Annotated in this window: 21 protein-coding genes; 12 read left to right on the plus strand and 9 right to left on the minus strand. The window is 63.3% G+C overall.

Translation table 11 applies throughout. The annotated features are described in order from the left end of the window. Positions 1 to 55: 55 nt before the first annotated feature. Together CVS48_RS19530 and CVS48_RS19535 are read right to left on the minus strand one after the other, a co-directional pair. Positions 56 to 1,615, minus strand: a complete 1,560-nt coding sequence (locus CVS48_RS19530; protein WP_100857757.1) for an amino acid permease — start codon at positions 1,613 to 1,615, stop codon at positions 56 to 58. A 132-nt stretch (positions 1,616 to 1,747) separates the two neighbouring features. Continuing rightward, complete coding sequence (locus tag CVS48_RS19535; protein ID WP_391433012.1) at positions 1,748 to 3,247, minus strand: AMP nucleosidase; 1,500 nt, start codon at positions 3,245 to 3,247, stop codon at positions 1,748 to 1,750. Between the two features lie 174 nt (positions 3,248 to 3,421). Between CVS48_RS19535 and CVS48_RS19540 the strand changes: the two genes are divergently transcribed. The 3 genes from CVS48_RS19540 (at position 3,422) to CVS48_RS19550 (ending at position 6,826) form a co-directional block, all read left to right on the plus strand. Then, the gene (locus tag CVS48_RS19540) at positions 3,422 to 3,775 is read left to right on the plus strand and encodes a hypothetical protein (RefSeq protein WP_100855885.1); all 354 of its coding nucleotides are present in this window, start codon (positions 3,422 to 3,424) and stop codon (positions 3,773 to 3,775) included. Between the two features lie 66 nt (positions 3,776 to 3,841). Then, positions 3,842 to 5,941, plus strand: a complete 2,100-nt coding sequence (locus CVS48_RS19545; RefSeq protein ID WP_100855886.1) for a TonB-dependent receptor — start codon at positions 3,842 to 3,844, stop codon at positions 5,939 to 5,941. Between the two features lie 288 nt (positions 5,942 to 6,229). Beyond that, the gene (locus tag CVS48_RS19550; protein WP_100855887.1) at positions 6,230 to 6,826 is read left to right on the plus strand and encodes a C40 family peptidase; all 597 of its coding nucleotides are present in this window, start codon (positions 6,230 to 6,232) and stop codon (positions 6,824 to 6,826) included. 117 nt (positions 6,827 to 6,943) lie between these two features. On the opposite strand, the gene CVS48_RS19555 is transcribed toward CVS48_RS19550, so the two are convergent. Further along, positions 6,944 to 7,714, minus strand: a complete 771-nt coding sequence (locus tag CVS48_RS19555; protein WP_100855888.1) for an SDR family oxidoreductase — start codon at positions 7,712 to 7,714, stop codon at positions 6,944 to 6,946. Between the two features lie 230 nt (positions 7,715 to 7,944). Here CVS48_RS19555 and CVS48_RS19560 point away from each other — a divergent pair, with 230 nt between their 5' ends. From CVS48_RS19560 to CVS48_RS19580, 5 genes are all read left to right on the plus strand, one after another. Then, complete coding sequence (locus CVS48_RS19560; RefSeq protein WP_100855889.1) at positions 7,945 to 8,649, plus strand: c-type cytochrome; 705 nt, start codon at positions 7,945 to 7,947, stop codon at positions 8,647 to 8,649. Beyond that, positions 8,646 to 9,602, plus strand: coding sequence for a c-type cytochrome (locus CVS48_RS19565; protein ID WP_100855890.1), 957 nt, complete (start codon positions 8,646 to 8,648; stop codon positions 9,600 to 9,602). The genes CVS48_RS19560 and CVS48_RS19565 overlap by 4 nt, the downstream gene beginning before the upstream one ends. Before the next feature lie 114 nt (positions 9,603 to 9,716). Then, positions 9,717 to 10,349: a guanylate kinase gene (gene gmk, locus CVS48_RS19570; RefSeq protein ID WP_100855891.1), complete on the plus strand. Its 633-nt coding sequence runs from the start codon at positions 9,717 to 9,719 to the stop codon at positions 10,347 to 10,349. 45 nt (positions 10,350 to 10,394) lie between these two features. Next, positions 10,395 to 10,598, plus strand: a complete 204-nt coding sequence (gene rpoZ / locus CVS48_RS19575) for a DNA-directed RNA polymerase subunit omega (protein WP_006219679.1) — start codon at positions 10,395 to 10,397, stop codon at positions 10,596 to 10,598. Between the two features lie 22 nt (positions 10,599 to 10,620). Continuing rightward, the gene (locus CVS48_RS19580; RefSeq protein WP_100855892.1) at positions 10,621 to 12,915 is read left to right on the plus strand and encodes a RelA/SpoT family protein; all 2,295 of its coding nucleotides are present in this window, start codon (positions 10,621 to 10,623) and stop codon (positions 12,913 to 12,915) included. 82 nt (positions 12,916 to 12,997) lie between these two features. On the opposite strand, the gene glnQ is transcribed toward CVS48_RS19580, so the two are convergent. From glnQ to glnH, 3 genes are all read right to left on the minus strand, one after another. Further along, positions 12,998 to 13,726, minus strand: coding sequence for a glutamine ABC transporter ATP-binding protein GlnQ (glnQ, locus tag CVS48_RS19585; protein WP_100855893.1), 729 nt, complete (start codon positions 13,724 to 13,726; stop codon positions 12,998 to 13,000). Beyond that, positions 13,723 to 14,379, minus strand: coding sequence for a glutamine ABC transporter permease GlnP (gene glnP, locus CVS48_RS19590; protein WP_100855894.1), 657 nt, complete (start codon positions 14,377 to 14,379; stop codon positions 13,723 to 13,725). The genes glnQ and glnP overlap by 4 nt, the downstream gene beginning before the upstream one ends. Positions 14,380 to 14,476: 97 nt before the next feature. Continuing rightward, positions 14,477 to 15,229: a glutamine ABC transporter substrate-binding protein GlnH gene (glnH, locus tag CVS48_RS19595; RefSeq protein WP_100855895.1), complete on the minus strand. Its 753-nt coding sequence runs from the start codon at positions 15,227 to 15,229 to the stop codon at positions 14,477 to 14,479. A 165-nt stretch (positions 15,230 to 15,394) separates the two neighbouring features. On the opposite strand from glnH, the gene CVS48_RS19600 reads away from it, so the two are divergent. Next, complete coding sequence (locus CVS48_RS19600) at positions 15,395 to 16,429, plus strand: C45 family autoproteolytic acyltransferase/hydrolase (protein WP_100855896.1); 1,035 nt, start codon at positions 15,395 to 15,397, stop codon at positions 16,427 to 16,429. A 225-nt stretch (positions 16,430 to 16,654) separates the two neighbouring features. On the opposite strand, the gene CVS48_RS19605 is transcribed toward CVS48_RS19600, so the two are convergent. The 3 genes from CVS48_RS19605 to nudC all read right to left on the minus strand — a co-directional run bounded on the left by CVS48_RS19605 (position 16,655) and on the right by nudC (position 21,799). Continuing rightward, the gene (locus CVS48_RS19605) at positions 16,655 to 20,281 is read right to left on the minus strand and encodes a hydantoinase B/oxoprolinase family protein (RefSeq protein WP_100855897.1); all 3,627 of its coding nucleotides are present in this window, start codon (positions 20,279 to 20,281) and stop codon (positions 16,655 to 16,657) included. An 80-nt stretch (positions 20,282 to 20,361) separates the two neighbouring features. After that, a complete protein-coding gene (locus CVS48_RS19610; protein ID WP_100855898.1) occupies positions 20,362 to 20,871 on the minus strand; it encodes a winged helix DNA-binding protein in 510 nt (169 codons plus the stop codon). Positions 20,872 to 21,028: 157 nt separating this feature from the next. Beyond that, positions 21,029 to 21,799, minus strand: a complete 771-nt coding sequence (nudC, locus tag CVS48_RS19615) for an NAD(+) diphosphatase (RefSeq protein WP_100855899.1) — start codon at positions 21,797 to 21,799, stop codon at positions 21,029 to 21,031. 282 nt (positions 21,800 to 22,081) lie between these two features. Here nudC and CVS48_RS19620 point away from each other — a divergent pair, with 282 nt between their 5' ends. The 3 genes from CVS48_RS19620 to CVS48_RS19630 are packed head-to-tail and all read left to right on the plus strand — an operon-like array spanning position 22,082 to position 24,858. Continuing rightward, the gene (locus CVS48_RS19620) at positions 22,082 to 23,056 is read left to right on the plus strand and encodes a TRAP transporter substrate-binding protein (protein WP_100855900.1); all 975 of its coding nucleotides are present in this window, start codon (positions 22,082 to 22,084) and stop codon (positions 23,054 to 23,056) included. A gap of 7 nt (positions 23,057 to 23,063) precedes the next feature. Beyond that, positions 23,064 to 23,564 carry a TRAP transporter small permease gene (locus CVS48_RS19625; protein WP_100855901.1) on the plus strand — a complete coding sequence of 167 codons (501 nt, stop codon included), beginning with the start codon at positions 23,064 to 23,066 and terminating at the stop codon, positions 23,562 to 23,564. Next, a complete protein-coding gene (locus CVS48_RS19630; RefSeq protein WP_100855902.1) occupies positions 23,557 to 24,858 on the plus strand; it encodes a TRAP transporter large permease in 1,302 nt (433 codons plus the stop codon). The genes CVS48_RS19625 and CVS48_RS19630 overlap by 8 nt, the downstream gene beginning before the upstream one ends. The last annotated feature ends 24 nt before the right edge of the window (positions 24,859 to 24,882 follow it).

The following is a 24,882-nucleotide window of genomic DNA, read 5'->3' on the forward strand; positions in this document are numbered from 1 at the left end:
CGGCCTGGCGCTGGCGGTGTGTCGCCCTTGGGGCGCGCGCCGGCGCCTGTTACGCCTAGCGCGCCTCACCCTTTGCGGGCTCTCCGCGCAAGGCTGAATCCAGATATTCACTACGCGCGCGCGGTTCCGGGAAGCGCATGTTCCGATAACTGATGAAACGCGACCCCCGCGCCAGGCGGTAGCCCAGCCAAATCAGCAGGAACAGCGGAATGCCGATATAGGTGGCCACCACGCCGCCCCAATCGATGCGGTCTTGCAGAAACGCCTGGTAGTTCTGGCCCAGCGTGATCACCAGGCACAGCACGAAGGCGAAGATCGGGCCGAAGGGAAAGAACGGCGACACATAAGGCAGGTCAGCCAGGCTATGGCCTTGCTTCACATACCCGCGTCGGAATCGATAGTGGCTGATGGCGATGCCCAGCCACGCGATAAAGCCGGTCATGCCAGACGTGTTCAGCAGCCAGATGTACACGGCGTTCGGGCTGAAGATAAAGGTGAAGAAGCACAAGGCTGCCACCACCGTCGTGGCCAGCAGCGCCCACAGCGGCACGCCATGGCGCGAAATTCGGCCAAAAATGCGCGGCGCCTTGCCTTCCCGCGCCAGGCTGTACAGCATGCGAGTGGCGGCGTACATGCCCGAATTGCCCGCCGACAACACCGACGTCAGCACCACGGCGTTCATCACGGAGGCCGCCCCCAACAGCCCGGCGCGTTCGAAGATCAGCGCAAACGGGCTGACGCTGATGTCTTCGACGTCGTTACGCAGCAGATGCGGGTCGGTGTACGGGATCAGCAGGCCGATCACCAGAATCGCCATGACGTAGAACAGCAGAATGCGCCAGAACACCTGGCGAACCGCGCGCGGCAGGTTGCGCGCCGGGTCCTTGGATTCGCCCGCGGCGATGCCGATAAGCTCGGTGCCCTGGAAAGAAAACCCCACTACCATCGCCACGCCGATCAAGGCGGCGAACCCGCCGGCGAAGGGCGCATCGCCCACCGTCCAGTTGGCCACGCCGCCGGTTTCGCCGCCCCGGATAATGCCCAACAGCATCATCACGCCCATGGCCACAAAGCCCAGCACGGCCACGACCTTGATCAGCGCAAACCAGAATTCCGCTTCACCGAAGCCGCGCGCCGACATCGCGTTCAGCCCGAAGGTAATCGCCAGGAACAAGGCGCTCCAGTAGAAGCCCGGCACGTCGGGAAACCAATAGGCCATGACGAGCTGCGCGGCCACCAGGTCCACCGCCACGGTTACCGCCCAGTTGTACCAATAGTTCCAACCCAGCGCGAAGCCGAAACCGTCTTCGACGTAGCGCGCGCCGTAAGTGGAAAACGAACCCGACACGGGCATGGCGGCAGCCAGTTCGCCCAGGCTGGTCATCAGGAAATAGACCATCACGCCGATCAGCACGTAGCCCAGCAACGCACCGCCCGGGCCCGCGGTGGCGATGGTCGCGCCCGAGGCCACGAACAGCCCCGTGCCAATGGAGCCACCTACCGCGATCATTGTCAGGTGGCGCGCGGACAAGGTGCGCCGCAGCTCCGAAGGCGCACTCGCCTTCGCCGCGCGCGTGCCGCCGGAGCGGCGTTCATCATGTTCCGAGGGGGCCAAAATGCATTCCTTCACGTCTTGAAAGCGTCCGCGCATTTGCCGCGCGAAAGCCTGGGGTTACCGAGCAACGCGCGAGAATAGCGCAAACCCGCCCGCCGCAAAAACGGCGAGCGGTTTGGGGACGGATCAGACCTACTGGAAGGCCGTTTCCATGAAGGTACGCAGCTTGCGCGAATGCAGGCGTTCAGGCGGCATGTCGCGCAGGCGCTCCAGCGCGCGGATGCCAATTTCCAGATGCTGGTTGACCTGCCGTCGATAGAACACGCTGGCCATGCCGGGCAGTTTCAATTCACCGTGCAGGGGCTTGTCGGATACACATAGCAACGTGCCATAAGGCACCCGAAAGCGAAAGCCGTTCGCGGCGATGGTGGCCGATTCCATGTCCAATGCAATGGCTCTGGACTGCGCAAAGCGCTCGACCAGTTCAACGTGGTCGCGCAGCTCCCAGTTGCGGTTGTCGATGGTGGCCACGGTGCCCGTGCGCATGATGCGTTTCAGGTCCCACCCCGACAGCCCGGCAACCTCTTCCACCGCCTGTTCCAAGGCCACCTGCACCTCGGCCAGGGCGGGCACCGGCACCCAGGTGGGCAGGTCATCGTCCAGGACGTGGTCTTCGCGCACATAGCCGTGCGCCAGCACGTAGTCGCCCAGGCGTTGGGAATCACGCAGGCCGGCGCAATGGCCCAGCATCAACCAGGCGTGCGGACGCAGCACGGCGATGTGGTCGGTAATGGTCTTGGCGTTGGACGGGCCCACGCCAATATTTACCAGCGTGATGCCGGAGTGGTCACTGCGCACCAGGTGATAGGCGGGCATTTGCGGCAGGCGCACGCCCTGGCCTTCGTCGCCCGGGCCGTTTTCGCCACGCCGCGTGATGCGGTTGCCCGGCTCGACCAGCATCTCGTAGTCTTCGTTGCCGCTGGCCATCAGTGCGCGAGCGCGCGCGCAGAATTCATCGACATAGAACTGGTAATTGGTGAACAGCACAAAATTCTGAAAATGCGCCGGCGCGGTGGACGTGTAGTGCTGCAAACGGTGCAGAGAATAGTCGACGCGTTGTGCAGTAAACGGCGCCAGCGGCTTGGGCTCACCCTCTTTGCCGCGCCAGGAACCGTTCACGATGGCGTCGTCGGTGACAGCCAGGTCAGGCACATCGAACAGGTCACGAAGCGGGCGCTTCAGCGCTTCCAGGTGTTCACCTTCGACATAGGCGCCTTCCGGAAAGGCGAAATGCAGCGGGATGGGGGAATCGGATTCGCCCACTTCCACCGCCACGCGGTGGTTCTGCAACAGTTGACCCACTTGTTCGATCAGGTAGTCGCGGAACAATTCGGGTTGGGTGATGGTGGTTTGGTAAATGCCGGGTTCGGCCACATGGCCGTAGGACAGCCGCGTGTCGATCGGGTCGTAGGTTTCAACCACGATACGGATTGCCGGGTAATACGCGCGGGCACGCTCGGGGCCGTTGCCGGGGCCTTTGAGCACTTCGCGGAAAGCGGCGCGCAGGAAAGCCGTGTTGCGCGCGTAGATTTCGGACAAGCGGTCGACGGCGGCCCGCGCATCCTGGAAAGGTTCGAAGGGCAAGGCGTCGGGCCGGTTCATGGAAGACAAAGGGTGTACTGCGTTCATCATTGAGCTCTACTCCGCTTCTTTTCTGTCTTATCGCTGTCTTATCGGGTATGTCGACGATTATGCCCGAGCCCTACGCGCCTGAAGTGACACATTCAGCCCTTTGGCGACTAGGCAGGCATCGCGCGCACGGACGAAACGATATATCATTCCGTACTTTATTTTTGCCCTAGACGGATGCGTTTTCAGCTTCCCCCACCCCGCAACACCCCACTGCGATTCACGCGGTGGGTGGTGCTCGGCTGGGTGTGCGCCTGCCTGCTGCTGGCGCCTGTCGGCAACCTTCGCCACGCGCTTACCCACCTGGGCGAGCCGCCCGCCGCAAGCCAAGACGACACCCATCCACAAGACAAGCCGGGCCATTGCGACCTGTGCGATCTCTGGGACCTGCTGGATGCGCCGCTGCCGTCGTCGTTTCATTGGAATGCGGCCCCTACCGCCACCTCCACGCCCGCGTTCGCAGCGCCAACCAGCGCCATCGCCATCAGCGGCACCTGGTTCCAATCCCGCGCCCCGCCCGTCCAGGGCTGAAATCCGCAAGCCTCCCCTTTTCTGATTTCATCCGCCGGCCCTTGCGCCGGCTCCTGGATTGCCACCATGAGTTTCCCGACCTATTCCGCCGGGGCGCGTGCCGCGCTGCGCGCTGTTGCCATGCGCCCGTTGACGCTTGCCTGCCTGGCTGCCTTGCCCTACGCCCTACCCGCCGCCGCGCAGGCGCAAACCCCGTCCGACGCCGCCACGCTGGCACCCGTCGTCATTACCGCCAATCCGCTGGGCAGCGACGCGCTGACCACGCCCGCCAGCGTGCTGGAAGGCCAAGGCCTGGCGTTGCGCCGCGCCTCGAATCTGGGTGAAACACTGAACGGGCTGCCCGGTGTGTCCACCACCAGTTACGGCCCCATGGTGGGCCGGCCGATCATCCGCGGGCTGGACGGCGACCGGATCCGCCTGTTGAACAACGGCGTCGGCATGCTGGATGCGTCGTCGCTGTCGTTCGACCACGCCGTGCCGCAGGACCCGTTGTCGATGAACCGGGTGGAGGTGCTGCGCGGCCCCGCCGCCCTGCTCTACGGCGGCAACGCCATCGGCGGCGTCGTCAACACCGTGGACAACCGCATTCCCACCGAAGCCATCGACGGCATCCATGGCGAGGTGGGCGGCAGCTACGGCGGCGCCAACAATGACCGCAACGGCGCCGTGCAACTGGAAGGCGGCGACGGCACCTTTGCCATCCACGCCGATGTGTTCGGGCGCAAGACCGACACGCTGCGCATTCCGGGCTATGCGCGCACGGCGCAGCAACGCGCGGCCGACGGGCCAGATACCGATCAACCCCGCGGCCGCCTGCCCAACAGCGACGGCGAGGCCAGCGGCGGCGCGTTGGGCATGTCATGGACAAGCGATCACGGTTACGCAGGCTTGTCCTACAGCGGTTACGACGCCAACTATGGTTCCGTCGCCGAAGAAGACGTGCGCATCAAGATGCACCAGGAACGCTTCGGCGCGGCCGGCGAGCTGCGTGACCTTGACGGGCCGTTCAAAAGCATCAAGCTCAACTTCGCCTACACGGACTACCAGCACAAGGAAGTGGAAGACGGCGAAACCGGCACGGTGTTCAAGAACCGGGGCTATGAGGCGCGAATCGAGGCGCGCCACGCCGACATCGGTCCGCTGCACGGCGTGCTGGGCCTGCAGTTCGGGCAGACTCGCTTTTCAGCGCTGGGCGACGAAGCGCTGGTGCCCACCACCGACACCGATTCCGCCGCGCTCTTTGCGCTGGAGGAATGGGACCTGACCGACCGCTTTACGCTGTCGGCCGGCGCTCGTATCGATCACACGCAGTTGACGCCGACGGCGGGCGGCAACGACCGTTTCGACGGATCCTCGCGCCGCGACTTCAACGCGGGCAGCTTTTCGGTGGGCGGCATCTACAAGCTGGACAGCCGCTGGTCGGTCGCCGCCAACGGCGCCTATACCGAGCGCGCGCCCACCTTCTACGAGCTCTACGCCAACGGCCCCCACGCCGCCACGGGCCAATACCTGGTCGGTGACCAGAACCTGGGCAAGGAACGCGCGTGGTCGGGCGACCTGTCGTTGCGCTACAAAAATGACACCGACCACGGCAGCATCGGGGTGTTCTACAGCAGCTTCTCCAACTATCTGGCGGAAACGAACACCGGACGCTATCGCAACGACGACGGCGACGTGGTCGCGGTGGGCGACGACGACGCATTGCCCGAGGCGCGCTACCAAGGCGTGCCCGCCCGCCTGTACGGCCTGGAAGCCGAAAACGTGACGCGGGTCTTGCAGCGTGATGGCCATACCCTGGACCTGGGCTTGTCTGGCGACTACACCCTCTCGCGCAACCGGGATACGGGCCGTTCGCTGCCGCGCATTCCGCCGCTGCGCCTGCGCGTGGCGCTGGACTACGGCTACGGGCCTTACAGCGCGGGGGTGAGCGTGTCCAAAGCCTTTGCCCAACACGACCACCCGGCCAACGACACCTCCACCGCCGGGTACTACAGCCTGGACGCCAACGCCGGCTACCGCTTCAAGACCATCGGCGTGCAGTGGGAGGCCTACGTGCGCGGCTTGAACCTGACCAATCAGGACATCCGCTACGCCACCTCGGTACTGCGCGACGTGGCGCCGGAAGGCGGACGCGCCGTCATGGTGGGCTTGCGCGGCAGCTTCTGAGGCGCGGCTTGTTGAACTGTGGGTGGCTGAACGGTGGCTGGCTGAAGGGCCGCTTATCAAAACCCAACTTTTCAAGCCACGAATGCTGCAACCGTTACGTCGTTTCCCTTGGCGAAGGTAACGGTTGCACCCAAATTTTGCTGCATTGCACTACAAATGTAATGAAACTTTATTCCACTATAATTCAACAGCTTCCGAGGCCTTTTGCGTCCCGAAGCCACCCCTTTCCGCCGGCTTGCCCCCTCTGGGCGAAGCCATGCCGCCTACTCCGATTTCTGAAGTGACGTAATGACGCCGCCTACGCGAAAAGTCCGAATTGCCAATTTCCGCATTCCCGTTTTTCTATCTGCCCCCCTTCTTGCTCTGACCCTCTCGTGGATACCAGGCGCTGCTCAGGCCTCCCTGCCCACCGAGCAAGCCCGCCCCACGCTCAGCGGCCTGCGCCTGGCGCAAGAGCCCACCGTGCCGACCTTGCGTGAACGTGTCGTGCAAGCGGGCCTGGACGCCATCGGCACTCCCTACAGTTGGGGTGGCGACGACGCCGAAGGCTTCGACTGCAGCGGCTTGGTGCTGTATGTCTTCCGCGAGATCGCAGGACTTGAACTTCCCCGTACCGCCCGCGCCCAGCGCAGCGAAGGGAAGTCCGTACCTAACAAGCAAGAACTGCGTCCGGGCGACCTGGTCTTCTTCGCCACCCGTGGCCGCGGCGTAACGTCGCACGTGGGCATCTACATCGGCCAGAACAAATTCGTCCATGCGCCTCGGCGCGGCACCAAGGTGCGCGTCGACGAAATGAAGAACCCCTACTGGACCAAGCGCTACGTTGGCGCGCGGCGCTATCTGGACACCACGCAGGGCCAGATGCTGGCGCAAGCCTCGCGCTAAGGAATCGCGTTCAGGCATTGGGGACGGCGAACCAGCGCAAAAAAAGGCGCCCGTTGGGCGCCTGGCATGTCAGGGATATCGAAGCCTGCCAGGCAATAGCCGGCAGGCTTCGTGCATTCAGCCCCGGCCCACGAAGGGCATGTTCGTAGCCATGATGGTCATGAACTGCACATTGGCATCCAGGGGCAGGCGCGCCATCGCGGCGACGGCTTGCGCCACGTGCGCCACATCCATGCGCGGCTCGACCTTGGTGCTGCCGTCGGCCTGCAGGATGCCGGCTGCCATGCGCTCGGTCATGTCAGTCGCGGCGTTGCCGATGTCGATCTGCCCGCAGGCAATGCCATAGGGGCGGCAATCCAGCGAGATGGATTTGGTCAAGCCGGTCACGGCGTGCTTGGTAGCCGTATAGGCAATGGAAAACGGGCGCGGCGCGTGGGCGGAAATAGACCCGTTATTGATGATCCGGCCGCCCTGCGGGGACTGCGCCTTCATCACACGGATGGCGGCTTGCGCGCACAGGAACATGCCGGTCAGGTTGGTGTCGACGACTTCGCGCCACACCGACACGGGCAGTTCTTCAATGGGCATGGCGGGCGCGCCACGGCCCGCGTTATTGAACAGCACGTCCAGGCGGCCATATTCACGCTGCGCCGTGTCGAATAGATCACGCACGGCGTGTTCGTCCGAGACATCGGTAGGCACCACCAGGGCGCGCACACCATCTTCGCCCGCTGCCGTGCGGGTGGCCTCGAGCGGATCGCGCCGACGGCCCGCCAGCACTACCCGATAGCCTTGGGCCAGAAATTCCAGCGCTACCGCACGTCCAATTCCTGTCCCTGCGCCGGTTACCAGGGCTACGCGCGGCGGTTCGATCTCGTTCGTATGCATCGAATTCTCCTTGTTATCAATCGGCGAGATGCTACCGCAATCATTCTTGCGAAGCTGCAAGCAAAGTTTCCAACGCGGACACAATGCGGCGCGACCGCTTGCAAGCAGAAGAAACGCGGGCGGCCGACATCAAGCTGCAAAAGGCGCGCGATCGGTCACAAGTCTTTATATAATTTGCGGGAATTAGCTTATTACCCAAAATCCAATAACGAGTTACGGAGCAGGCAACCATGACCCCACGGTCCCTACGCGCCACGCTGCTGGCAGGTCTGCTATGCGCGACGGTTGCGCATGCGCAGGGCGCGCCTGACGGCAAACAGATCAGCATGCAAGGCGCCAACGGCGCTCCCGCCTGTATTACCTGTCACGGCGCACGGGGCGAAGGCAACCCGGCCGCGGGCTTTCCGCAACTGGCGGGTATCGGCGCCAAGTATCTGGCGGAACAACTGGAAGCCATGGCCAACGGTTCGCGCGTGAGCCCCATCATGGCTGCGACCGCCAAGGCTCTGAACCCCGCGCAGCAAGAGGCCGTGGCCCGCTATTACGCAGGCTTGCCCTCCCCGCTCAATACCGACCGCCTGGCCGCGACGGCCATGCACCCGGTCAAGCCGGCCGACACCGGCGCGTGGCTGGCCACACGCGGCGCCTGGGACAAGAACGTGCCCGCCTGTAATCAGTGCCACGGGCCAGGAGGAATCGGCGTTGGCGAAAACTTCCCTAGCCTGGCGGGACAACCGGCCGCCTATATCGCCGGCCAGTTGCGCGCGTGGCAGCAAGGCCAGCGCCCGCCCGGCCCCTTGGGCTTGATGCCCGCCGTGGCCACCCGCCTGAGCGACGCGGAAATCGACGCCGTGTCGGCCTATTACGCCGGCCTGCCCGCCGCCGCGGATCAACTTGCCACGCAATCGCCCGCCAACCAAGGGAAGACGCAATGAAGCCCTGTTCGATCTTCCGCGCGGTGCGCAGGGCCGGGTTCACCGGCGCGCTGCTCGCCTCGCTGTCCACTCTATTTTTTGCGCCGTCCACCACGTTCGCGGCCGACACCCGCCCAACCTTCACGCCGCCTTCCGCGGCCTCGTTGCCGGACACCGACTTCGGCAAGATCGTGCGTCAAGGCGAACAGATCTTCCTGCATACCCCGCAAATGGCGGGCAAGTTCGTGGGCAATAACCTGAACTGCGTCAGTTGCCATCTGGATGCCGGACGCAGGCCCGATTCCGCGCCGATGTGGGCAGCCTACGTGCTCTACCCGGCCTACCGCGTGAAGAACGAACACGTCAACACGCTGGCCGAACGCCTGCAAGGCTGTTTTCGTTTCAGCATGAACGGCAAGGCCCCGGCGGCGGATGACCCGGTGCTGACCGCGTTGCAAAGCTATATGTTCTGGCTGGCCAGCAAGGCGCCCACGGGCGTAGTGTTGGAGGGCCAGGGCTACCGCAAACTGCCCGCGCCCGCGCAGAAGGCGGACTACGTGCGCGGCAGCGAGGTCTATGCGCAGTACTGCGCGGTATGCCACGGGGCCCAAGGACAGGGTCAGAAGAATGGCAAGCACTGGGTGTTTCCGGCGCTGTGGGGCGCCGACTCGTTCAATTGGGGCGCCGGCATGCACCAGATCGGCAACGCCGCCGGCTTCATCAAGGCCAACATGCCCTTGGGCCAGGCCGGCATGCTGAGCGATCAGGAAGCCTGGGACGTGGCCTACTTCATGAATGCGCACGAACGCCCGCAAGACCCGCGCTACAAAGAATCGGTTGCGGCAACGCGAGCCAAATACCATGACTCGGACGATTCCCTCTACGGCATCGAAGTCAATGGCCATCTGCTGGGTAGCGATGCCCCACCGCCGGGCGGCACGCTGATCCAGGCGAATGCCAAACCGGCGAGTTGAGTCGCGTCCACCCAAAGGACATGAAAAAACACGCGGCGCGGCATCGGGTTTTCCCCTGCCGCACCGCGTGATTTGCTAGACTTCCGGTCTTAGCATCACACGCCGGTCATATTCATGCACGCCAATCCCGGAAACGTCTTCATGGTCGTCGCGCCCAGCGGCGCGGGCAAGTCCAGCCTGGTCAAGGCATTGCTCCAGCAAGACCCTTCCATCGAACTTTCCATTTCCTGCACCACGCGCGCGCCTCGGCCCGGCGAAGAAGATGGCCGTGAATACCGCTTCGTGTCCGCGGAAGACTTCAGGCAGATGCGCGACGGGCAAAATTTGCTGGAATGGGCCGAAGTGCATGGCAATTTCTACGGCACCCCACGCGACCGCATCGACACCGCCACGCGCGAAGGGCGCGACGTCCTGCTTGAAATCGATTGGCAAGGCGCGCGCCAGGTAAAACAGCGTTTTCCGGGGGCAATCGGCATTTTCGTGCTGCCGCCGTCGATCGATGAACTGGAAAACCGCTTGAAGGCGCGCGGCCAGGACGCGCCGCAAGTGATCGCGCGCCGGCTGATGGCCGCGGGCGGTGAAATCGCCCACGCGCCAGAATGCGAATATGTTATTATTAATCAAGAATTTAGCGTAGCCTTGTCGGAACTGATACAAATAGTCAGCGCCGCGCGGCTGCGTTTTTCGTCTCAGGCCGCCCGGCACGCTCAGTTGTTCTCACAACTTGGCATTCCCGCCGAGCACTGAGCCGACTGCATTCTCCCCAATAATCCATCAGCACCAGGTGTCCTAATGGCTCGCATTACCGTCGAAGACTGTCTGAATCAAATCCCCAACCGTTTCAAGCTCACGCTGGCCGCGACGTACCGCGCCCGCGAGTTGGCGCAAGGCCATGCCCCGCGCCTGGACAGCAAAGACAAGCCCACGGTCACTGCACTGCGCGAAATCGCGGGCGGCCTAACCGGCGTGGAAATGCTGCGTAAAGTTCCCACCTGATACTCTCCGGGGGGCGGCAAGTATGGCTTTTCCCGGGCTGAAGTACGCTTCATCTGGTCTGCTTGCCGCGCTACGTGCCGGCTCCCGTCTTGGGCGCCGCACGGGTAAGAAAAGCAAGAACCTCGCTACGCCACCGTCTGTCGCTGCGCAAGAAGCGGCGGACGCAACCGCTTCGCCGGTTGCTTCGCTGGCACCGCTGACCGAAATCATCGGCAGCTATCTCGATCCCAAAGATGTAGAACGTGTGCGCGAAGCCTATCGCTTCGCAGATCAGGCGCACCTGGGCCAATTCCGCGCCAGCGGGTCGCCCTACATTTCGCACCCGATCGCCGTCACTGAAATCTGCGCAGGCTGGAAGCTCGACGTCAACGCGTTGTCGGCCGCCCTGCTGCATGACGTGATGGAAGACCAGGGCATCGCCAAGCACGAGCTTGCCGAACGCTTTGGCCCTGAAGTCGCCGAGCTGGTTGATGGCCTGTCCAAACTGGACCGCCTGGACTTCGCCACGAAGGCCGAACAACAAGCCGAAAGTTTCCGCAAGATGCTGCTAGCGATGGCGCGCGACGTGCGCGTCATTCTCATCAAGCTGGCCGACCGCTTGCACAACATGCGCACGCTGGACGCGGTCAACCCCGAGAAGCGCCGACGCATCGCCCGCGAGACGCTGGATATCTATGCGCCCATTGCGCATCGCCTGGGCCTGAACCTGCTGTTTCGCGAACTGCAGGACCTATGCTTCGCGGCCATGTACCCGAACCGCTATCAGGTGCTGTACAAGGCGGTGCTGGCCGCGCGCGGCAATCGCCGCGAAGTCATTACGAAGATTGCCGATTCAGTGCGGGCCTCGCTGCCCGCCGCCGGTATCGAAGCCGAAGTCACGGGCCGCGAGAAAACGCTTTATGGCATCTACCGCAAGATGGTGGACCAGAAGAAATCGTTTTCCGACGTACTCGACATCTATGGCTTTCGCGTCATCGTGCACACCCTGCCCGAGTGCTATCTGGCGCTGGGCACGCTGCACCAGCTCTATCGACCCGTTCCCGGCAAGTTCAAGGACTACATCGCCATCCCGAAGGTGAACGGCTATCAGTCCTTGCACACGACGCTGGTCGGCCCCTACGGCACGCCGGTGGAATTCCAGTTCCGCACGCGCGACATGCATCACGTGGCCGAAGAAGGCGTGGCGTCGCACTGGCTGTACAAGGGCGCCGACCTGACGCTGAACGACCTGCAAAAGCGCACCCATCAATGGCTGCAATCGCTGCTGGATATTCAAAGCCAGACGGGTGATTCCGGCGAATTCCTTGAACACGTCAAGGTGGATCTGTTCCCGGATGCGGTCTACGTGTTCACGCCGCGCGGCAAGATCATTTCGCTGCCACGCGGCGCTACGCCCGTGGACTTCGCCTACGCCATCCATACCGACATCGGCAACCAGGCCGTGGCGGCCAAGGTCAACGGCGAGTTCGTTCCGCTGCGCACCGAGCTCAACAGCGGCGACACGGTGGAAATCGTCACGTCACCCGCCTCGCGCCCCAATGCGCAGTGGCTCAATTACGTACGCACCGGCCGCGCTCGCTCTGAAATCCGGCACTACCTGCGCACCGTCAAGTACGAAGAATCGGTGGCGTTCGGCGAACGCTTGCTGAGCCAGGCCTTGCAAGAATTGCACATGCCGATGCCGGCCACCGATGACCCCGCGTGGCAGAAGTTGGCGCGCAGCACCGGCGCCAGTTCGCGCGAGGAAATCCTTGCCGATATCGGCCTGGGTAAGCGTCTGGCCGCCGTTGTCGCACGCCGGTTTGCGCCCGAACACCAATTGGTCGCCACCACTGCGGCGGCGGTGGACGAGCTGACTTCCGCGCGTAGCGCCCCCATCCTGATCCAAGGCAACGAAGGCCAGGCCGTGCAGTTGGCGCCGTGTTGCGGTCCGCTGCCGGGCGACCCGATTGTGGCGGGCATGCGCATGGGTCATGGGCTGGTGGTACACACCGCCGACTGCCCGGTGGCCATGCGCCAGCGCCTGCGCGAACCCGAACGTTGGATCAACGTCGCCTGGGACGCCCACACCGCGAAGCACCTGGCCACGCGCCTGGACATCATCACCCGCAACGAGCGCGGCGTATTGGGCCGGCTGGCGGCGGAAGTTACCGCGGCCGACGCCAACATCATGCACGTGACGATGCACGACGATGCGGTCTCCACGGTGTCGTTGCACCTGACCATTCAGGTCGACAGCCGCAAGCACCTGGCCCAGGTCATCCGCGCCATTCGGCACGTGCCGCAGGTGCAGAAGATCGTTCGGGTGAAAGGCTGACGCCATTTCGTCACGCCCCATCGCGGGGCACAAAAAAAACCAGCAGCATGCTGGTTTTTTTACGCCATGAGTGAATCGCGCCTCACTTCACGTGCTGCAGGAAATCCTTCAAACGCTGGCTGGGCGGGTTGCTCAGTAGTTCAGCCGGTGGCCCATCGTGCGCGATTTTTCCCGCGTCGATGAAGATAAGCCGGCTGCCGACCTTGCGCGCGAATTCCATTTCGTGGGTCACGACCACCATCGTCATGCCCTCCTCCGCCAGGTCCCGCATCACCTTCAGCACTTCGTGACGCAGTTCCGGGTCGAGCGCCGAGGTGGGCTCGTCGAACAACATCAGCTTGGGCTTGATGGCCAGGGCGCGGGCAATGGCCACGCGCTGTTGCTGACCACCGGACAGCTCCGCCGGGTAGTGATGCATGCGCTCAGCAAGGCCCACCTTGTCCAGCAATGCCTCGGCCAGCTCGCGTGCTTCGCCGCGCGGCTGGCCCCGCGTATGCACGGGGCCGAACATGACGTTTTCCAGCGCGGTCATCTGTGGGAACAGGTTGAACTGCTGGAACACCATGCCGGCCTCGCGGCGAATCTCGCGCACCTGCGCCGTATCGCCCTTGACGCTCAGGCCATCCACCAGCAAGTCACCGCCGTTGATGGTTTCCAGCACATTGATGCATCGCAGGAAAGTGGACTTGCCGGAACCCGACGGACCCACCACCACTACAACCTCACCCGCGTCGATGTTCAGCGATATGTCGTCCAGCACCATGGATTCGCCGAAGTGCTTGGTGACGTTATGGAATTCGACCATGCTCATAATATGCGCATCCTTCTTTCCACCAGGTGCAGGCTCAGCGCCATCAGCCCGGTCAGGATCAGGTAGACGATCGCGACAGCGGACCAGATTTCAACGGCGCGGAAGTTACTGGCCATGATCTCTTGGCCCTGGCGTGTCAGTTCGGCCACGCCGATCACGATGAACAGCGATGAATCCTTCAAGCTGATGATGCACTGGTTGCCCAGCGGCGGGATCATGCGGCGAAACGCCACGGGCCCGATGATGTGGAACAAGATCTTGTGGAACGGCAAGCCCATTGCCTGCCCGGCTTCCTTCAGCCCCTTGTGCACGGACAGCAGCGCACCCCGCACAATTTCAGAGATGTAGGCGCCCGAGTTGATGATCAGGGTGACGATGGCCGCCCATTCGGCATCTACCCGGATATCAGCCAACAGCGGCAAGGCGAAGTAGATGAACATCACCTGCACAACGATCGGCGTGCCGCGGATGACGGCCACATAGACCTGTGCGATCGCCGACAGGACCGGGTGGCCGTAAGCACGGGTCACGCCAGACAACGCCCCCAGCAGGAAACCGCCAACCAAGCCCCAGAACGTGATCTTGATGGTCATCAGCGTACCCTCAAGCAGATTGGGTATCGCGTCTTGAATTACTGCCCAGTCAAATTCCACGGTAGTCCCCCCAAGGCGCCGTCGCGCGCCGCATCATCGAAGCGCCGCCCGCAGACTTCATTGCGGACGGCGCCCAAAGCAATGCCATGCCCAGCGCTTACGGCTTCTTGCCGAACCACTTTTCATAGATGGCGTCGTACTGGCCGTTGGCTTTCAACGTGGCCAAGGCCTTGTTCACCTGCGGGACCAGATCGCTGCCCTTGGGGAAGGCGATGCCGTAGAAGTCACCGCTCTTGACGGAACCGATCACCTTCACGCGGCCCTTGCCTGCCGTGTTGGCGTAGTACTGAACATTCGGCGTGTCATGCACGGCGGCGTCCACGCGGCCCGTGGCCAGTTCAAGATAGGCGTTGTCGATGTTGGGGAACAGCTTGAGCTTGGCGTCCGGCACCTGGGCTTTCAGGAAGTCCACGGTGGCGGTGCCGGTCTTGACGGCAACGGTCTTGCCGGCGAGGGACTTGGCGTCCTTGATATCGGTGTTCTTGTCGCTGACCAGAATGGCCAGGCCGCTTTCATAGTAGGGATCCGAGAAGTCGATGACCTTCTTGCGGTCGTCTCGAATCGTGATGCCCGCGAGCGCGGCGTCGATGTTCTTCGTTTGCAGGCCCGGAATGATGCCGTTGAAATCCATCGGCTGAAGCTTGTACTTCAGGTTGAGTTCCTTGGCGATGGCGGCCCAGAGATCCACATCAAAGCCCACATAGGTATTACCCTGCTTGAACTCGAACGGCACGAAAGCGGTATCGGTGGCCACCACCAATTCCTTGCCCTGGGCTTGCGCGCCGGACACGGCGCCGAACATGGCCACGGACAGGCCGACCAAGGCGGCGGCGACTTTACGTTTGATCATGAAACTCTCCTCTTGGGGACCGTCGGCTCCCCGGGTTGTTGTAGGGGCATGATTCCTGGCTGCGCCGGGATCTCCGGCGCTGCTTATCGGCGATCTTAACGCATCCGTCCCCACCCGGCAGAGCTTAGAAAAATTACAATCCGCATGTCACCCCGGAGAATCCCCATGCCCTACAAGTATGTACGCATAGCCGGAAACCGGCGCGAAGTTGGCCAGGCGCTGGGCAAGTTGGCACGCCCGATGATGTCGGCGTACCTGAATCAAAGCAGCACTTGGGAAGCCCTGCGGCGCTGGCGTGACCACCCCTATGTGGATGAACTGGGCCAGCAGGCCCGGGCAGCGTTGCCGCAGATATGGGAAGAGATTGAAGGGCTGGCCGACGGCCTGCGCATGCCTGTGAAAGACGTGCTGCTATGGAATTGCCGTGGCGACTTGCTGCACAGCACCACCGACGGCTGCACGTCCGTCGCGCTGAAAGGCGCAGACGGCACCCGCTGGATCGGGCATAACGAAGACGGCGACCCCTACTTGTATGGGCGCTGCCCCCTGGTTGATGTGGCCCTGGACGACGCGCCCGGCTATGTCAGCTTCTACTACCCGGGTTCGTTGCCGGGGCATACCTTCGGCGCCAATCGGGCAGGCCTGGTGCAAACCATCAATAACCTGCGCACCCGATTGCGCCAACCGGGCGTGCCACGCATGTTTCTGGCCCGCGCGGTGCTGGACTGTTCCACGCTGGATGAGGCCGTCGCCCTGCTTCAAGACCTGCCGCATTCCGGCGGCTTTCACCATCTGCTGGGTAGCGCAACGGACCCCCGGCTGATCAGCGCCGAGGCGGCGCCGGGTCTGGTGTCCACCATGGATATCGGCACGCGCTACGGCCATGCCAACCATATGGTCCATGCCAAAGCGCGCGACCAGCCGCAAGTGATTACGGAATCATCGCGCGACCGGCAAAACCGGATCGAGGGGATCGTGGATGGCTGGTCACCTGAAACCGGCAGCGCGGACATGCTGGCCGCACTGCACGAGACGCTGGGCGCCCTGCCTATCTTGCGGACCGACGCGGCCGATCCGGATGGTGAAAATACCTTGGCAACCGCGATGTTTGAAATCCGCGACGACGAGGTCACGTTGCGAGTCTATGACCGCAGAAAGATGGCGGACATTGCGCTGGATGTAATGTCGGAACCGGACTAGCCGGGGGTGATGGGTAGGATGGGTAAAGCGCGCACCGTCCTGGAACAGGGAATGGATATTGAATGCGCGCAACCCATCAAGCGGTGGTGGGCTTGGGGCCAACTCAGCCACAGAGCCACCGTTGCACGATGGGTTGCGCGCGTTGTACGTCGGGTTCTTGCCCCCGGAGTTCGCGCGCTTCACCCATCCTACGACCTGCCTATTTTGTGCACCGAGGCGATACCATCACGCCTTCCCGTAACCCCCACCCCCCGGGGTTTCAACCACGAACACGTCGCCCGGCTGCAATTGGGCGCTGTCTTGCGGGCCGAGTTCCTCGATGGAGCCATCGACGCGCTCGATCGAGTTTCGGCCCATCGCGCCGGGCTGCCCGCCCGCCAGACCGAAGGGCGCGTAGCGGCGGTTGTTGGACAGGATGGCCGCCGTCATGTCTTCCAGGAACCGAATGCGGCGTACGCCACCCTCGCCGCCGGGATAGCGGCCCGCGCCGCCGGAACCCTTGCGGATTTCGTAGGACTCCAGGCGCACGGGGAAGCGGAACTCCAGCACCTCGGGGTCCGTCAAGCGCGAATTCGTCATGTGCGCCTGCACCACCGACGTGCCGGCGAAGCCCTCGTCGTGCGGACCCGCCGCGTCGATGCGTACCGGGCCTGCGCCCGTGCCGCCCGAGATGGTCTCGTAATACTGATGGCGTGCGTTGCCGAAGGTGAAGTTGTTCATCGTGCCCTGGCTGGCCGCCAATACACCCAGCGCGCCGTACAGCGCGTTGACGATGCACATGGACGTTTCCACGTTGCCCGCCACCACCGACGCCGGCGAATTTGGCCGCAGCATCGAGCCTTCCGGCAGAATGATGGACAGCGGCGCCAGGCAGCCGTCGTTCAGCGGGATATCGTCGTTGACCATGGTGCGGAACACATACAGCACCGCCGCCACGGCAATGGCCCCGGGCGCGTTGAAGTTGTTGTCCAACTGCGGTGACGTGCCGGTGAAATCGACCACCGCGCTACGCGCCTGCGTATCCACCGTCACCGCCACGCGTATCACCGCGCCGTTGTCCAACGGGTATTCGTAGCTGCCGTCCTTCAGCACCGAGATCACGCGGCGCACCGCTTCTTCGGCGTTGTCCTGCACGTGGCCCATGTAGGCGCGCACAACGTCCAGGCCGAAGTGGTCGCACATGCGCAGCAGCTCTTGTACGCCCTTCTCGTTGGCGGCGATCTGCGCGTGCATGTCGGCGATGTTCTGATCCGGATTGCGCGCGGGCCAGCGGCCCGAGCCCAGGATGTCGCGCGCGGCCTGCTCGCGGAATTCGCCGTTCTTCACCAACTGGAAGTTGGTGAAAAGCACGCCCTCGTCTTCGACCGTCTTGGAATCCGGCGGCATGGAACCCGGCGTCGTACCGCCGATATCCGCATGGTGCCCGCGCGAACCGACGTAGAACAGGATCTCGCGGCCGGCGTGATCGAACACCGGGGTAATGACCGTCACGTCGGGCAAGTGCGTGCCGCCGTGGTAAGGGTCGTTCACCACATAGGCGTCGCCCGGCATCATGCGGCCGGCGTTGGCGTTCATGACCGTGCGCACCGATTCGCCCATGGACCCCAGGTGCACCGGCATGTGCGGCGCGTTGGCGATCAGGCGGGCTTGCGCATCAAAAATGGCGCACGAGAAATCCAGGCGTTCCTTGATGTTGACGGAATACGCCGTGTTTTGCAGGCGGTAGCCCATCTGCTCGGCAATCGACATGAAGAGGTTGTTGAACACCTCCAGCATGACCGGATCCGCCTGCGTGCCGATGCGGCGCCGATCCGCACGCGCCTCGACACGCCGGATCACGAAATGGTCCTGCGATGTCAGTTCGGCCTGCCAGCCGGGTTCGACCACGGTCGTCTGATTGGGCTCGGAGATGATGGCGGGACCCGCCACCACGTCGCCACCCGCCATGTCTTCACGCACGTACAAAGGCGTGTCGCGCCATTCCCCCGCGCTGTACATGCTGACCACGCGGCGGGCCGACAAGGCGCCGTCCCGGGTGCGCGAGACCGATGCTTCGCCCACGCGCTCGCCGCCACCGGTGGCTTCCACCGAAATGGTTTCAACGACGAGTTCGCGATTGGGCATCAGGAAGGAATAGCGCTGTCGATACGCGGCTTCGAAATCGCCACGCGCCTGCTCCAGGGTGGAGAAGGCGACTTCCAGTGCCGTATCCGTGCCCCGGTATTTCAAATGCAGGCGACGTTGCACGCTGATGTCGCCATCCGGCACATGCTGGCGACGCAGCTCGCCCACCGCCTGGCCGGCCAGCACATCCAGCTCATCCTTCAACTCGCCCATCAGGTCGGCGTCCAGCACCTTTTCAACCGTCTTCTGGCGCATGTCGGTCTGATCGGCCAAGCCCATGCCATAGGCCGACAGCACGCCACCCAACGGGTGCGCGAACACCGTTGTCATACCCAGCGCATCGGCCACCAGGCAGGCATGCTGCCCGCCCGCGCCGCCGAATACCGTCAAGGCATATTCCGTCACGTCGTGGCCGCGCTGCACCGAGATGCGCTTGATGGCTTCCGCCATGTTGCCGACGGCAATCTCCAGGAAGCCTTCGGCCAGTTGTTCCGGCGTCATCTCGCGGCCGGTGGCAGCGCGCACCTCGTCCGACATGGCCGTGAAGCGCTCAACCACGGCGTCGCGGTCCAGGGCTTCGTTGGCATCGGGGCCGAAGACCTTGGGGAAAAAGTCCGGCTGAATCTTGCCCAACAGCACGTTGCAGTCGGTCACCGCCAGCGGGCCGCCACGGCGGTAGCAGGCGGGTCCGGGGTTAGCGCCCGCCGAATCGGGGCCGACGCGCAGGCGCGCGCCGTCGAAATGCAGGATCGAGCCGCCGCCCGCCGCCACGGTGTGGATGCTCATCATGGGTGCGCGCATGCGCACGCCCGCCACCTGGGTTTCGAATTCGCGTTCGAACTCGCCCGCGTAGTGCGACACGTCGGTAGAGGTGCCGCCCATGTCAAAGCCGATGACCTTGGGGAACCCCGCGATTTCGCTGGTGCGCACCATGCCGACGATACCGCCGGCCGGGCCGGACAGAATGGCGTCCTTGCCACGGAAACGGTGCGCGTCGGTCAAGCCACCGCTGGACTGCATGAACATCAGGCGGATGCCCGGCAGTTCGCCCGCCACTTGATCCACGTAACGCTTCAGGATCGGCGACAGATACGCATCAACCACCGTGGTGTCGCCCCGCGACACGAATTTGATCAACGGGCTGACTTCGTGCGAGGCCGACACTTGCGTGAAGCCCACTTCGCGGGCGATGCGGGCCGCGCGTTGTTCATGGCCGGTGGCGTGCCAGGCGTGCATGAACACGATGGCCACCACGCGGATGCCGCTGTCGTAGGCGGCCTGCATGCCCGCGCGCAGGCCGGCTTCGTCCAGGTCGCGAATGACTTCGCCGTCGGCGGCCACGCGCTCGTCGGCTTCGACGACGGATTCATAGAGCATTTCGGGCAGCACGACATTGCGATCGAACAGCCGGGGCCGGTTCTGATAGGCAATCCGCAGCGCATCGCGAAAGCCGCGCGTCGTGACGAGCAGCGTGCGTTCGCCCTTGCGTTCCAGCAAGGCGTTGGTGGCGACGGTGGTGCCCATCTTCACGCACTCAACCTGCTCGACCGGCACGGGCTGGCCAGGCGCCACGCCCAGCAGCTTGCGAATGCCGGCCACGGCCGCGTCGCGATACTGCTCGGGGTTTTCCGACAGCATCTTCGCCGTGGTGGTCGTGCCATCGGGGCGGCGCGCCACGATGTCGGTAAAGGTACCCCCACGATCGATCCAGAATTGCCACTTCTTCATGCGTGATCCTTGAAAACAAACGGCCACGGCGCGTGCCGCCGCGGTCGGGTTGCGGTGTGCCGGGCCATGCCCGAACAGATTCAGAGTGAGGTTGCCGCCCGCGCGGCCTGGTCGTACAGGCCCGATAGCGAGCGCAAGGCATGCGCCAATTGGCGGCTGAAATCCAGCCCGCCCCCGCCCGGCCCGTCCAGGCCGGCGGTAAGGCATTGCTCGCGGATATCGCCATAGCGCTTGAGGATGGCCGCGCCGTCCGGCGTGACGCTGTAGAACACTTCTTTGCTGCTGCGTTCGCCCTTGACCACGCCCAGGCGCTCCAGCTTCTTCAGCGCGTAGCTGACGATGTGGGTGTCTTCGACGTTGAGCGTGAAGCAGATGTCGGCAAGCTTCTTGGCGCGCTGCCGGTGGTAGACATGGTGGAACACCATCACGTCGGTAGGCGTCAGGTCGGGCAGCCCGGCCGCCGCCATGCAGCGCACGGTCCAGCGGTCAAAGGCATGGCTGGCGATCATCAGGCCGAATTCGACTTCGGACAGATCGGGCGCACTGCCGCCGGCAAGGTGGGCCGACGAGGCTATCAACGTGGAGCTCATGGAACGCTCGAACCAAGTTTATCTGGTCGAAATACTAATAATTTATGTGCATTTCATCCATAAAAAATAAGCACTGAACGGCCGAAAACGGCCGTTTCGAGGGAATACCCCTAGCGTTATACGAACCTGAATGCCCTTTGGAGCAGCGCGATGTCGCCTACGGCGCGGTCCATCCCATGGGCAGATTGGCGCGGATGAGCCAGCCCGCAATCGAAATGCGCGGCGCGATGTCGGGCATGGGGTCGTCCGGCCCGAACCAACGCGCATCGGCGATCTCGTCTTCCTGCACGCGGATATCGCCCGAGACGTAGTCGGCGGTGAACGCCACCATCAGCGAATGCGGGAACGGCCAGGGCTGGCTGCCGAAGTACTGCAGGTTGCCGACCTTCAGGCCGACTTCCTCGTAGACCTCGCGGTGCACGGTTTCTTCGATGCTCTCGCCCGGTTCCACAAAGCCCGCCAGCGCGGTGTAGCGGGACGTGGCGGTGGTGGTGTGCCGCGCCAGCAGAATGCTGTCGCCCTTGCGGATCAGCACCATCATGGCCGGCGAGATGCGCGGGTAGGCAGAAAAACCACAGGACGGGCAGCGCAGGCAGAATTCGTGCGCCACGCGCTCGGCAGGCGTCCCGCAGGCGCCACAGAACCGATGCGTGCGCGCCCATTCGGCGATCTGGTAGGCGCGGCCCGCCAGCGCCATGCGCTCGTCGTCCAGCACGCCGAACAGCGAGCGCAGCTTCTTGAAGGCATAGCCTTCGGGCGCCTCCAGCGTGGGGTCTACATGCATCGTCCGATACGGGGAATCGGGCGTGGTCCAGATCGGCTGCATGGCCGGCAGGGACAGGCCGATGCGTTCGCACAACGCCAGGTCCGGCAACAGGCTGGACGCTTCTTCAACCAGCAACTCATCTCGGCGGAAAACGAAATTCACAAGTGGCCTCTGCGGCGTGCATTCAACAGCCGCAATCTTAGAAGAAAAAACGGGGGGCTGAATGCCGGGTGTCCATGGGGTGCACAACGATTTAACCTTCAACGAATTGGCGCGTCCAAGCCTAGGATTAACCCGTAAAACCGCGAATATTCTGCGCGATGGTGCCGCGCAGCACCATAGAATGGCACGGCTTTCAAGCCGCGCACGATCCGCGCAGCAGTCTCTTTCAAGAATGCCTATCGGGCAAAACCCGTCTTCACCATTCGCACAGAAGGACCATCCATGTACAAGAAAATTTCAATGCTGGCCGGCAGCATCGTCCTGGCGTTCAGCGCCGGCGCACAGGCCCAAACCAAGTGGGATTTGCCCAGCGCCTACCCGGCCAGCAACTTCCACGTTGAGAACCTGACGAACTTCATCAAGGACGTGGATACGCTGTCGCAAGGCAAGCTGAAGATCCAGCTGCACAACAATGCCTCGTTGTACAAAGCGCCGGAAATCAAGCGCGCCGTGCAAGGCAACCAGGCGCAGATCGGCGAAATCCTGTTGACCAACTTCGCCAACGAAGACCCGATCTACGAACTGGACGGCCTGCCCTTCCTGGCCACGGGTTACGACGCTTCGTTCAAGCTGTACCAAGCGCAAAAGCCCTTCCTGGAAAAGAAGCTTGAGTCGCAAGGCATGATGCTGCTGTACGCCGTGGCGTGGCCGCCCCAAGGCATCTTCGCCAACAAGGAAATCAAGCAGATCAGCGATATGAAGGGTCTGAAGTGGCGCGCGTACAGCCCGGTCACGGCCAAGATCGCTGAACTGGTGGGCGCGCAGCCCGTCACGGTGCAGCAGGCTGAACTGGCGCAAGCGCTGGCCACCGGCGTGATCGATTCCTATATGTCGTCGGCTTCCACCGGCTACGACACCAAGACCTACGAGTACATCAAGAAGTTCTACGACACGCAGGCCTGGTTGCCCAAGAACGCCATCATCGTGAACAAGAAGGCCTTCGACGCCCTGGACCCCGCCACGCAGGACGCCTTGAAGAAGGCCGGCGCGCAAGCCGAGTCGCGCGGCTGGAAGCTGTCGCAAGAAAAGAACAAGTGGTATCAGGAACAGTTGGCCAAGAACGGCATGGAAACCGTGCAGCCCACCGTCGAGCTGAAGGAAGGCCTGTCGGTGATTGGCAAGCGCATGCTGGATGACTGGCTGAAGAAGGCTGGCGCCGATGGCAAAACCATGATCGACACCTACAAGAAGCAGTGATATTTCCATGCGCCGCTTTTTAGATGGTCTTTACGGCGCGGCCGGCCTGTTGGCCGGCTTGTGCACGATCGGCGTCCTGGTGTCGGTGCTGGCGGCGATCATCGCCCGCCAGCTCGGCTTGAACATTCCGGGTACCGATGCGTACGCAGGCTACTTCATGGCCGCGGCGGGTTTTCTGGCGTTGGCCAGCACGTTCAAGCACGGCGAACACATCCGTGTGACGCTGTTGCTGAATTCGCTGGCGCCGGCCGGCAGCCGCCGGCTGGATATTTTTGCATTGGCCGTGGGTTCGCTACTGGCTTCGGCCTTTGCCTTCTTCAGCATCAAGCTGACGTACGACTCCTGGCTGTACAACGACATCTCTACGTCCAACGACGCCACGCCGCTCTGGATTCCCCAGATCAGCATGGCGGTGGGCACGGTCTTGTTCCTGGTCGCCCTTGTCGACGAACTGGTCCGTCGTTCACGCGGCGTGGCCGCCGCTACCTCGCAGCAAACCCATGAATGAACTTCTTGTCATTACCCTATTGGTCGTTTCGATCTTCGTGCTCTTGGGTTGCGGGGTCTGGGTCGGCCTGACGCTGGCGGGTACGGCGTGGATCGGCATGGAGATCTTCTCCAGCCGCCCGGCGGGCGACGCCATGGCCGTCACCATCTGGGGTGCGTCGTCCAGTTGGACGCTGACCGCCCTGCCCTTGTTTCTGTGGATGGGCGAAATCCTGTTCCGCACCCGGCTGTCCGAAGACCTGTTCAAGGGATTGGCGCCGTGGCTGAACCGCTTGCCGGGAAGGCTGCTGCACACGAACGTGATCGGTTGCGCGATTTTTGCCGCCGTGTCGGGGTCGTCTGCCGCCACCTGCGCCACCGTCGGCAAGATGACCATTCCCGAACTGACGCGCCGTGGTTATCCCGAGGACAAGATCCTGGGCACGCTGTCGGGCGCGGGCACGCTGGGCCTGTTGATTCCACCGTCCATCATCATGATCGTGTACGGCGTGGCGGCCGACGTGTCGATCGCCAAGCTCTTCATCGCGGGCATCTTCCCCGGGGCGCTGTTGGCCTTGCTGTTCATGGGCTACATCGCTTTGTGGGCAATACGCAATCCCGGCCAAGTGCCGAAGGCGGATCCCGGCATGTCGTTCATGCAGAAGCTGTCGCAATCGCGGCATCTTATCCCCGTCATGGTGCTGATCGGGGCCGTGCTGGGCTCCATTTACAGCGGCATTGCCACCGCCACGGAAGCGGCGGCGGTGGGCGTGGTGGGCGCGTTGATCCTGTCGGCACTGCAAGGCTCGTTGAACCGGTCAACCTTCAAGCAATCGCTGCTGGGCGCCACCCGGCTGTACTGCATGATTGCGCTAATTCTGGCGGGCGCGCAGTTCCTGACGCTGGCGATGGGCTATATCGGCCTGCCGCGCGCGCTGGCCGAATGGATCGGCGGGCTGGGCTTGTCGCAATTCGGCCTGATCATGGCGCTGATGGTGTTCTTCGTGGTGCTGGGTTGCTTCCTGGACGGCATTTCGATCGTGGTGCTGACCATGGGCGTGCTGCTGCCCACGGTCCAGGCCGCGGGCATCGACCTGATCTGGTTCGGCATCTTCATCGTGTTCGTGGTGGAAATGGCACAGATCACGCCGCCGGTAGGCTTCAACCTGTTCGTGCTGTCCGGCATGAGCGGGCGCGAACTGCCCTACATTGCGCGGGCCTCGATGCCGATGTTCTTGCTGATGATCGTGGCGGTGCTGTTGCTGTATTTCGTCCCCGGCATCGCGACGTGGCTACCTCTGCACATGACGCTGTGACGCTGTGACGCCTTAGGGCTGCAC

The sequence above is a fragment of the Achromobacter spanius genome (assembly GCF_002812705.1).
GTDB lineage: Bacteria > Pseudomonadota > Gammaproteobacteria > Burkholderiales > Burkholderiaceae_B > Achromobacter > Achromobacter spanius.